Source organism: Arcticibacterium sp. (genome assembly GCF_055134445.1).
On the sequence record NZ_JBSRVI010000144.1, the window covers coordinates 1 to 12,026 of the forward strand.

7 protein-coding genes and 1 pseudogene are annotated in these 12,026 nt (G+C 37.8%); 5 read left to right on the forward strand and 3 right to left on the reverse strand.

The window, feature by feature from the left end:
- From ACTBZY_RS18695 to ACTBZY_RS18715, 5 genes are all read left to right on the forward strand, one after another.
- On the forward strand, positions 1–280 hold a 280-nt coding region (locus tag ACTBZY_RS18695; RefSeq protein WP_463047885.1), incomplete at its 5' end, for a heavy metal-binding domain-containing protein.
- Between the two features lie 53 nt (positions 281–333).
- On the forward strand, positions 334–2,820 hold the full coding sequence (locus tag ACTBZY_RS18700) for a heavy metal translocating P-type ATPase (RefSeq protein WP_463047886.1): 2,487 nt from the start codon (positions 334–336) through the stop codon (positions 2,818–2,820).
- Positions 2,821–2,902: 82 nt separating this feature from the next.
- Positions 2,903–3,466: a DUF2911 domain-containing protein gene (locus ACTBZY_RS18705; RefSeq protein ID WP_463047887.1), complete on the forward strand. Its 564-nt coding sequence runs from the start codon at positions 2,903–2,905 to the stop codon at positions 3,464–3,466.
- A gap of 267 nt (positions 3,467–3,733) precedes the next feature.
- Positions 3,734–5,017 carry an efflux RND transporter periplasmic adaptor subunit gene (locus ACTBZY_RS18710; RefSeq protein ID WP_463047888.1) on the forward strand — a complete coding sequence of 428 codons (1,284 nt, stop codon included), beginning with the start codon at positions 3,734–3,736 and terminating at the stop codon, positions 5,015–5,017.
- Positions 5,018–5,233: 216 nt separating this feature from the next.
- A complete protein-coding gene (locus ACTBZY_RS18715; protein ID WP_463047889.1) occupies positions 5,234–6,691 on the forward strand; it encodes a multicopper oxidase family protein in 1,458 nt (485 codons plus the stop codon).
- 549 nt (positions 6,692–7,240) lie between these two features.
- Here ACTBZY_RS18715 and ACTBZY_RS18720 read toward each other — a convergent pair.
- The 3 genes and pseudogenes from ACTBZY_RS18720 to ACTBZY_RS18730 all read right to left on the reverse strand — a co-directional run.
- Complete coding sequence (locus ACTBZY_RS18720; RefSeq protein WP_463047890.1) at positions 7,241–10,321, reverse strand: efflux RND transporter permease subunit; 3,081 nt, start codon at positions 10,319–10,321, stop codon at positions 7,241–7,243.
- A gap of 12 nt (positions 10,322–10,333) precedes the next feature.
- Complete coding sequence (locus tag ACTBZY_RS18725; RefSeq protein ID WP_463047891.1) at positions 10,334–11,836, reverse strand: efflux RND transporter periplasmic adaptor subunit; 1,503 nt, start codon at positions 11,834–11,836, stop codon at positions 10,334–10,336.
- Positions 11,837–11,843: 7 nt separating this feature from the next.
- Positions 11,844–12,026, reverse strand: a pseudogene (locus tag ACTBZY_RS18730) (hypothetical protein); the annotation flags it as partial.

The following is a 12,026-nucleotide window of genomic DNA, read 5'->3' on the forward strand; positions in this document are numbered from 1 at the left end:
GTCATCTGCTTTTTTATTCTCTTCTGCGTTAACATTTAGCTCTTGTGGAAGTGCAGCGAACAATGAAGAATCTCCTGAACACATGGATGGTGAAGAAAATGGTGAAATGAATCACAATGGCATGAATAATCACGATGACACGAATCATGAAGGTATGGAAATGACGGAAACAATTTACGCTTGCCCTATGCATCCTGAAATTACGGGTGTTAAGGGAGTCAAATGTTCCATCTGTAAAATGGAATTAGAGCCAACGGATGAAAGTATGCATAGGGACTAGCTTATAATTATGAGGGTATAAGAAATATTGTACCCTCATTTAATTTTTTAAAAATGAAACATAAGTATCAAATAACTGGAATGACTTGTAATGGCTGTCGAAGCCATGTTCAAAAAACGTTAAACGAAGTGCCTGGGGTTACTAATGTGGAAGTAAACCTGGAAGACAAGTCGGCAACTATTGAAATGGGAAGTCATATTCCATTAGAAATGTTTAAGGCAGCCTTGGAAAAAGAAGGAGGAAAGTATAGAATAGGAATGTTGAATGAAAAAATGGAAGAAGTTCCTTTAAAAGTAGATATTCCAACATCAGATAATAATGGAAATTTCTATTGCCCGATGCACTGTGAAGGCGATAAAATGTATGAAAAGGAAGGCAACTGTCCCGTGTGCGGCATGGATTTGGTGAAACAAGCAAGCGTTGAGAGTGGCTCAAAGTACACCTGCCCGATGCACCCAGAAATAGTTGAAAATGGGCCAGGAAGCTGTCCCATTTGCGGAATGGATTTAGTGCCATTAGTCCCTACGGATGATGAAAACAAAACCTATCAAAAATTACTTAAAAAGTTTAAAGTTGCGGTGGTGTTTACATTGCCTATTTTGATTTTGGTTATGGGCGAAATGATTCCAAATAATCCAATAACAAAATACCTTAATGTTGATTTTAAAAATTGGATTCAATTTGGGCTGTCTCTTCCTGTTGTCTTTTATGCCTGTTGGATGTTCTTTACACGTGCTTGGGTTTCCTTTAAAACTTGGAATTTAAATATGTTCAGTTTGATAGGTGTTGGGGCCGGAGCTGCATTTATATTTAGCATTGTGGCCTTACTTTTTCCTTCTATTTTTCCAGACCAATTCAAAAACGCGGATGGTAGTGTTTTTCTATATTTTGAAGCGGTAACTGTAATTCTAACCTTGGTTTTATTAGGGCAATTGTTAGAGGCAAGGGCACACAGCCAAACCAGTGGAGCCATAAAAGAATTGCTAAAATTAGCACCTATAGAGGCTGTTTTGGTGGAAAATGGCGTTGAAAAAATAATTTCCATCCATGATATTAAAGTAGGTGATTTACTGAGGGTAAAACCTGGTGATAAGATACCGGTTGATGGCAGTATTACGGAAGGAAACAGTAATGTAGATGAAAGTATGATTACGGGTGAACCTATTCCTGTAGAAAAAAATGTAAATGATAAGGTTAGTTCGGCGACTATCAACGGCAATAAATCATTTGTGATGAAAGCCGAAAAAGTAGGAGATGAAACCTTGCTTGCTCAAATAATTAAAATGGTGAACGATGCCAGTCGAAGCAAAGCACCCATTCAGAAATTGGCAGACACTATTTCTAAATATTTTGTTCCTACGGTAATTATCGTGTCGGTCATTACATTTTTTGTTTGGAAGTTTTTTGGACCCGAACCTTCTTATGTTTATGCTTTTGTCAATGCTTTGGCGGTGCTTATTATAGCTTGTCCTTGTGCTTTAGGTTTAGCCACCCCAATGAGCGTCATGGTGGGTGTCGGCAAAGGTGCCCAAATTGGTGTTTTGATTAAAAATGCCGAAGCCTTGGAAAAAATGGACAAGGTGGATGTACTCATTACAGATAAAACAGGCACTATTACGGAAGGTAAACCATCTTTAGAAAAAATCCATTCTTTCAATACTTATGCAGTAAACGAGCTTTTGCTGTTGGCGGCTTCTATTAACTCTCAAAGCGAACACCCATTGGCTGAAGCCATCGTAAATAAAGCAAAAAATGAAGGTATAGCTGTTAAAGCTATTTCCAAGTTTGAAGCGGTTTCTGGAAAAGGCGTTATAGGAATAGTAGATAATAAAAGCATTGTAATTGGTAATGATAAACTTTTGCAAGATAAAAATATAGCCATTTCTGAAAACGAAAAAGAGCAAATTATAATGGAACAGAAAAAAGGAAAAACTGTTTCCTATTTTGCTGTTGATGGGCAATTGGAGGGTTTTTTAGTTATCTCTGATGCCATAAAAAGTAGTAGCAAGGATGCTATCCAAAAGTTGATGGATGAGGGTGTTGAAGTCATTATGCTCACAGGCGATAATCATAATACGGCAGCTGCGGTGGCAAACGAACTAAACCTTAGCAACTTCAAAGCCGAATGTTTGCCACAGGATAAATTGGCGGAAATAAAAAGACTTCAAGCCGAAGGTAAAGTGGTAGCCATGGCAGGTGATGGTATCAACGATGCACCAGCACTGGCTCAGGCAGATATCGGAATTGCCATGGGTACGGGAACAGATGTGGCTATAGAAAGTGCTAAAATTACTTTGTTGAAAGGGGATTTACAAGGTATAGTAAAAGCAAAAACGCTCAGCCATAAAGTGATGCGAAACATTAAACAAAACTTGTTTTTTGCCTTTGGCTATAATGTTTTAGGAATTCCTATTGCTGCTGGTATCTTATATCCATTTTTCGGACTGTTGCTTTCGCCTATGATAGCCGCAGCTGCGATGAGCTTTAGTTCGGTTTCGGTAATTGCTAATTCTTTGAGGTTGAGAAGTTTAAAATTGTAAAGGTATGAAAACGCTAAAATGGATTTTTAAGAAATTGTTTATAAAAAAATGTTGCCAGTAGCAACACTAAATTTAATTAAAGATGAAAAAACTAATCATAATAATAACCATCATATTCGTGAGCAAAATGGGATTTGCTCAACACGATCATAATAATGTTTCGGAAGTGACTTCAGACACTAAAAAGAAACCAGCAAGCCCACGATTATCAGCTATGGAGATGATTGGAGAAAATCACGTGCACATTGATTATGGCTCTCCAAGCGTAAGAGGGCGTAGTATTTGGAATGGGCTTGTGGCTTTTGACCAAGTTTGGGCTTCTGGTGCTCATAAGGCTACTTGGATAGATTTTGGTAAGGATGTGAAAATTAATGGGGTATTAATACCAAAGGGAAAGTACGGTTTTTTCACTATTCCTGGAAAAAATGAATGGGTATTAATTGTCAATAAAGTTTGGGATATGCACTTAGCGGATGATTATAAAACGGAAAATGATATCATTCGAATTAAAGTTAAGCCAAGTAAAAATAAATCAAACGTAGAATCTCTAACCTACGACGTCATAGATTTAGGGAAAAACAAAGGCCAAATAAAAATGAGTTGGGAGAAAGTTAACGTTTCGTTTGATTTTGAAAATGCTAAATAATCAATCAGTGTTGATTTAAAAGAAGATTGCAAAATAACGCTTCTGTACATAAATGCTTGAAGATTGGTATGGTTTCGATTTGTCTTGATGAAAGGTGGCCTTATGAATTTTTCGGTAAGGCGATATTGTATTATTGAAAAACGAGCCTGTGAAGTATATGGATAATTATGAATGCCAAAGCAATTTAACCACGGTGAAACGGCATAGAGTATTCAATTTTTAAAGAAAAAGTTAGTAGTTGTCTGAAGAGAATTAAAAAAGATAAAAATGAAAAATGTAAACCGACCAACACTGCTGATTGCCCTCTTAACTCTAATCCTAGGATTATTCTTCGGTTGGTTGTTTTTTGGCGAGGGTAAAGCAGAACAAGATGAGCACAATCACTCTATGGCTAATGGCTCAGAAGTCTGGACATGTTCTATGCATCCACAAATTAGGCAAAGTGAACCAGGCCCATGTCCTCTCTGTGGAATGGATTTAATACCGGTAGATATGGGCGATTCGGATGATGAAAATCCCATGGAAGTAAAGATGTCTCCTACAGCAATGCAATTGGCAAACGTCCAAACAGCCATCATTGAAAAAGGAAAAGCAACCAAAGAGTTACGTTTGTCTGGTAAAATTCAGGTAGACGAGAGGTCTGTTTCTACACAAACAGCACACATTTCTGGAAGAGTAGAGAAGTTGTATATCAATACTACAGGGGAATATGTATCGAAAGGGAAAGTTATTGCAGAAATTTATTCGCCAGAATTGGTGACTGCACAGGAAGAATTATTTGAGGCCCAAAAGATGAAAGCTATGCAACCTCAATTATTCGCAGCGTCAAAAGAAAGATTGAGAAATTGGAAGCTAAGCGATAGTCAGATAGAAAACATTTTGCTGACAGGAAAGCCTCAAGAAAGATTTCCAATTCTATCCGATATTAATGGTGTCGTCATTAATAAAAAAATCCAACTAGGAGATTACATTAACAGAGGCTCTTCATTATTTGAATTGGCTAATTTATCACAAGTATGGGTATTATTTGATGTATATGAGAGTGATTTAACCTGGATCAAGACAGGAGACCTTGTCGAATACACGATTCAGGCATTTCCTGGTCAAAAATTTAAAGGGAAAATTAGCTTTATTGACCCATTTATTAACCCTACCACGAGAGTGGCCAAGGCAAGAGTTGTTACGGCTAATCCTGGAAATAAACTTAAGCCAGAGATGTTTGTGACCGGTATGCTATTAAGTCAGGTAAAGGGTAGTCAATCAGATACTGTGGTTCCAAAGTCTGCTGTAATGTGGACAGGAGAACGTTCTGTCGTTTATGTGAAATCGTTGAACGAGCAAAGTACAAGTTTTGCCATGCGTGTAGTGACGCTAGGGCCATCATTAGGAGATTCATATATCATTACAGACGGTTTAACATACGGTGAGGAAATTGTAACCTATGGTACTTTTAGCATAGATGCAGCAGCTCAGCTGGCGGGCAAACCCAGTATGATGAATCCAGAAGGTGGTAAAGCTATGGCCGGGCACAATCACGGCGAGATGAAGTAGCATTCATTGTTTGAATTAATTAAATGAAAGCAGTCGTCTTTGGAATGAATATTAATCTTTTAAATACCAATTAAAAAATGATTCTGAATGTAAGGATAGAATGCTTACCGACAATACTGTAAATCTCTCCCTCTTCGTTATGAGGTAAAGGGAAATTCTTAAGCCCGACTTTCGTTCTTGGAAATTCGTAATGGTATGGTCTATTGAAAATAATAAATGAGAGATAATCAATTGAGTCGTAAGGACTTTTTAAAAAGTTTGGGTTTAGGTGCCATTACATTGTTTGCCGGTAATGTAGCTTTGACATCTTGTAATAAAGCGGATATTGTACCATTGGATTTTACTTCTGCCGATATCGGCAATCCTTTAAGAATTCCTGCCACCTTATCTGCTGTTGGCCAAATGAAAGCAATGAATGGTCAAGATGCTTTTGGAACAAATCAAAAGGTGTCTGTTATGGGATATGACGGTGCTTTATTGGGACCAACAATCCGTACTCGGCAAGGAGAGGAGGTGAATATATCGTTTAGGAATGAATTAAACGAAGATACAAATATCCATTGGCATGGATTGGTCATTGCACCCGAAATGGATGGTCATCCTACACATATAATAGAACCCCATGATGAGTTTCAGTTTAAATTCAAGGTCAATCAGCAAGCCGGAATGAATTGGTACCATCCACACCTTCACGAATCCACAGGAAGCCAAGTGACCCATGGATTATCTGGAATGTTTATCATTGAAAGTGATGCAGAAAAAGCCTTGTCTTTGCCAAGTGACCAATTTGAGATTCCATTAGTTATTCAAGATAAGCGGTTTAATAACGATGGTTCAATAAAGTACGCACCCAAAATGCAGGAAACCATGGATGGGTATTTAGGTGATCAAATAATGACCAATGGTACACTTAAGCCTTATCTCAATATTGCGACCCGTTTTTATCGATTCCGAATTCTAAATGGCTCGTCTGCTCGGATCTATAACCTCGCTTTAAGTGATGGTTCCGATTATTATGTGATAGGTTCGGATAATGGCATGCTTCCTCAGCCTCAAAAAGTCAATAGTCTTCTTTTAGGCTCAGGAGAAAGAGTAGACTTACTCATTGATTTTTCAAAGTATCCTGTGGGAGAAGATTTGTTTTTGATGAGTAAAACCTTCAGCGGTATGGGAAAAGCACAAGGTAAAAATGAGTTTAATATTTTGAAATTTAGTATTACTACGGAGGAAAAAGATGCTTTCAAGTTACCGAATACGCTAATTCCAATGACTAAAATTTCGGGGAGTACAAAGACCCGAAATTTTGAACTGAAGATGAAAATGCTAAGTCTAAAGGGGGGCATGCACCGTATCAACAATAAAGTATTTGATATGAATCGTATTGATGAAACGGTCCCTTTCGGAGCTACAGAAATTTGGGAATTTGATAACTCCTCTGGAGATGAGCCACACCCAATGCATATTCATGCCGTACAGTTTCAGTTAATTTCCCGTAAAGGAGGTCGTGGAATCATATTGCCACATGAAACAGGTTGGAAAGATACTGTGTTAGTGGCACCTGGTGAGAAAGTGCAAGTGATAATGAAATTTGAACAAAAAGGGAAATTTGTCTTTCACTGTCATAATTTGGAACATGAGGATGATGGGATGATGCAGAATTTTGAAGTTGTCTAAAGACTTATAGTAGCATTTTAAAGCTCGTAATTATATTCCGGCTTAAAGTCTGTCGCCCTGAAAGGCCATTGGTTTGACAGTTGAGCCCAATATTCTCAAGCTGAATTTGTATGGAACCTCAAAAAAGAAAGCCAGATCCTGCCATTTGAAACGGTGAATGCAGCTTTCTTAAATGAATATGAAAGATGGATGTTAGCTGAAGGGAAGCGTCCTAAAAAAGCTTCAGCCAAAGGTAGACCAGCATCAACCACTATTATTGGGATTTATTTAACCCTGATTATGCAATGGGGAATCGTTATGAGTTTTAAAGTGCAATAAATCAGACAATTAAATGAAATTAGCATAGCACGGCTATGGTGATTGAGTTAAAATGGGTTTACGAACTGATTTGAAGCAATTTAGCTGCGGTCTCGATAAAATTGGGAGATTGCCTAATGCATAAAGCGGGTTGAAAGTATTTTACCAAGTTAAGGCGTTGGATTATTATAAAAGTGATTACAAGAAAAAGGACTGTTGATTAATTCCAACAGCCCTTTTTTTTTAATACTACTATTGTTTTCTAATAACCAATTGATACACGCAAGGAATTACCACCAAGTTTAGAATTGTAGCCGATAATAAACCTCCCAAAATTACTACTGCCATAGGGCTTTGGATTTCACTCCCTGGTTCCCCGCCTTTTATCGCTAAAGGTATAAGTGCCAATCCTGTTGTTAAGGCTGTCATTAGGATTGGGTTTAACCTGTCTAATGCTCCTGTTTTGATTAATTGAAATCCTTTCATTCCTTCTTTTCTCAAATCTTCATATCGAGAGACCAATAGGATTCCATTACGGGTTGCAATACCAAACAAACTAATGAAACCGATAGTAGCGGCGATACTGATAATGCCTGATGTAAAATACACAATCAGGATACCACCGATTAAGGCTAATGGTAGATTGATTAATACCACAAAAGCTAATTTGACATCTTTAAATTCAAAATATAGCAACAGAAAAATAAGTGCTATGGCTATAATAGCTGTTGCTAAAAGCAATTGCGAAGCTTTGGATTCGCTTTCAAACTGGCCACCATATTGTACTCGGTAACCTTCTGGCATTTTTACATTATTTGCGACTACTTCCTTTATTTCGTTTACTGCTCCACGTAAATCTCGACCTTGAACATTTGCTGCAACTACAATTTTACGTTGCACATCTTCTCGATTAATCGTGTTGGGACTGCTTACTGATGCTACTGTTGCCAATTCTCCCAAATTGGTCTGACCTCCATTTGGTAAACTGATTAAGGTGTTCTTGATGTTATCAATATTATCGCGAAATTGTTTTTCATAGCGAACTATTAAATCAAAATATTGCTGACCTTCATAAATCTCGCCTGCTTCTTCTCCCGCGAAAGCAATATCGACTTGTTCCATTAAATTACCTACTGTCATTCCATAAGCCGAAAGTATTTGACGTTTTGGTTGAATACGTATTTGCGGTACTTCAATCTGCTGGTCTACTGCCACATCTGCTAAGCCGTCAATTTCCCTGATATTTTGCTCTACACTTTTACCAACTTGAAACAAACGTTGCAAATCTGAGCCAAATATTTTGATGGCTATATTGGCACGTGTACCGGAAAGCATATGATCTATTCGATGGGCGATAGGTTGTCCCAAGGTTATATTAACACCAGGTGCAATGCTCAATTTATTTCTCACTTCCTCAAAAAACTCCTCTTTGGTTTTGCCTTTTAAAACAAAAGGAACATCAATTTCGGAAGCATTTACACCTTGTGCATGTTCGTCCAGTTCTGCTCTTCCTTGTCTTCTAGTAACTACTTCCACTTCGTCTAAGTCCAATAATATGGTCTCTATTAAATTGCCTGTTTTGTTGCTTTCTTCCAAAGACATAGATGGTGGGCCAACAACGCTAATTACCAAAGAGCCTTCATTAAATTCTGGCAAAAAACTTCTTCCCAGTTGTGTGAGAACCATCATACTTAGGATAAAAGCAAGAACTGTCAGACCAATAATGGTTTTAGGAATATTTGTGACTCGTTGCAGAAGGTTTCCATAATGCTTCTGCAACCAACGTTCCACACGGGTGCCTTCTGCCTGTTTGTTCAACAGCTTTTCGTTGTTCAATAAATAGGAACACAAAATAGGTGTTACTGTTACCGCAACAATCAATGAAGTTAAGACGGAAGTTACAAATGCAATTCCAAGAGGTTGCAACAAACGACCTTCCATTCCACTTAAAAAGAATAAGGGAATAAACGATACAATAATAATCAATGTTGCAATGATGATTGAGCTTCGTATTTCTACGGAAGCATCACGAACCACGGTTAGTGTTGATTCACGTTCCTCTTTTGGTTTTCTAATATTTTCACGCAAGCGTTTATACACGTTTTCTACGTCTATAATGGCATCGTCTACCAATGCACCAATGGCAATTGCCATACCGCCCAAACTCATTGTATTTATAGTATAACCTAGCCATTTTAGTATAATGATAGATACTAATAATGAAATGGGAATTGCCAATAATGAAATAATGGTTGTTCTCCAATTCATCAAAAAGATGAAAAGAATTATCATTACAAAGAATGCACCTTCCAATAAGGTCTGGTTCAAATTACTTATAGAGGCATCAATAAAATCAGATTGTCTAAAAATTTGACTTTTTATGTTTACACCTTCGGGTAAGGTTTTCTGCAAATCGGCAATTACTTCATCCAGTCGGTCTGTCAATTCCAATGTATTAACATCAGGTTGTTTTGAAATGGTTAAAATAACCGCTGGTTTTGCATTTAAAGAACCATCACCAATTTTGTCAGCCGCACCAATTTTTACTGCAGCTACATCTTTAATTTTTATGGTTTGCCCATTGACTTGTTTTAAAACGGCTTCTTGTAAATCTTCTAATGCATAAGCTCTTCCACTCCCTTTAATAATGTATTGATTACCATATTGATTGATAATACCTCCTGGTGCGTTCGTATTTGCTTCTTTAACGTGTTCCACCAATTCAGAAAGGCTTACCCCGTAATATTTCATCTTTTCAGGATTGGCAAAGACTTGATATTGTTTGTAATCTCCACCAATAACCACCACGTTTGCAATTCCACCAATCGCCTTTATTCGAGGTCTAATTACCCAATCCGACAATGTTCTTAATTCCATTGGTGACAGATTATCAGAGGTTACTCCTAAGAGCATTATTTCACCCATAATGGATGAAATTGGTGCCATAGTTGGTGATCCAATACCTTCAGGTAAGTTTTCGCGAACCATTGGAATACGTTCACTTACAATTTGTCTGGCTCTATAAATATCAGTTCCCCATTCAAATTCTATCCAAACAATGGAAATTCCAGCTGCGGATGAAGAACGAATTCTTCTCACATTTGGCGAGCCATTCAGAGCTGTTTCCAGTTGATAAGTAACTAATTTTTCTACTTCTTCAGATTCCATTCCGTGGGCTTCGGTAAGAATCGTTACCGTAGGTGCCGTAAGGTCTGGGAATACGTCGACATTCATGGTTCGAGCGTAATAGACACCCAATAAACTCAATGCAGCCGCTCCCAACAGTATGACTAATCTGTTTTGAAGAGAAATTGATAATATTTTATTTAACATTCTACGCTGTTTTTAATGTTCGTGACCGTGAGCAGGTGTTGAACCCGACATGGAGGCCATTTTAACTTGGTAAGCTCCTGTAGTTACCACCACTTCACCCACAGCCAAACCTTGCAATATCTCTGCATTTTCGCCATTTCGTTTTCCAATCTTCACAGGCCGTCTTTCAAAGCTTTCGCCTGAAAGCTGTACGATGACTGAAAAACTTCCATAATCTTCAAGTAAGGCATTCACCGGAACTATAGTGTTTAGGGTAGCATTTCCCATCGCAATTTGAACAGGTGTTAGGCTTCCTTCTGGCATGTCTATTTCGGCGTTTACCTGTGTATAAACAGAAATAAATGGATTTTCACGTTCCACATCCTTTCCAACCGAAATGATTTTACCACCTTTATCAGTGGCATTTGCCCATTTCCCGTCTTTGCTTTGATACCAAATACCCTGTACATTTTCCATTGTTAAGCCATTATTAGGAGCTAATTGAGTTTTCAGGACTTTGGATTTGTGGGTGCCAATTGACACTAAAGATGCACCTTGCTCCACATAGTCGCCATTTGAAATAGCAATAGACTTAATAAAACCAGTAAAAGGTGCATATATATGTTTGCTTCCACCTGAAACGCCAGCCGTAAGAGATTGATAATTAGATTGTGATATTAGAAAATGGCTTTCCACTTTTTCAAATTCTGCTCTTGCAATAATTTTAGAATTGTACAATTCTTTTTTACGCTCATATTCTGCTTTTGCCTGTTCAAAAGAAGAACGTGCATTTGCAATTTCAGTATTCAAATTATTAGTGGCTAAGCCTTGACTACTTATGCTCATCAATAATTGACCTTGTTTTACAGCTATGCCCTCTATGAGGTTATTCACTTTAAAATCAACCACACCGTTAGATTTTGACGCCAAAGTTTTGATAGAACCAGGCGAAGGCATCCAAACTCCCGAGGTGTTGATAACATCGTAAATTTTACCAGAAACCACTGGTGCAGTTTGAAAGTCAATTTTCCAAGCTTGTTCTTTTAAGAACGAAACACTTCCATCCTCTTTAGCAATACCTATTTCTTTTATAGCAGCCTCAGCGTTAGCATAAACAGTTACATTATTAATCGTTATTTTATCGGAATATTCGGGTGTTTTCAATTCAAAAACAAGCTGGTATGTTCCTGCTTCTTTCGGTTGAATGGTAGGTGAGAAAATACCTGGCGATGAAGGTGCCTCAACCGTGTTCCTAATGCCTTTACCATCTTTAATTAAACTAACTGTCACAGAGCCCCCAATTACAGGCTTGTGCTTATCCAATACCGTAAAGTGAGCTGCAAATCTGCTTGAATTACCATTAATCAAGGCAGGAAACTCAACAAATAGTTCTGTATTATCCGTCCAGACGGTATGGTCTATACGTGGAATTTCCTCCCCTATATGGCTACCATCAGCGTTATGAGCGTGTGCCTCTTCTGCCTTCTTATTACAAGACATTGCCAAAAAGGCAAACACAATAATTATATATTTCATATTTATATTATTTGTGGTCCGAACCATCATCGTGCTTATGCGTTTTAGAATCACCATCAATTGAGTGCTTATCGTCATTGTGGTGTTCGTGCTTTGTTTCCAAAGAATCCATGTCTACTACAAACTCCTCTTGTCCGATAGTTTCTTCATTAATATGGTTTCCATTTGCGTCATGCTCGTGCCCATGCTC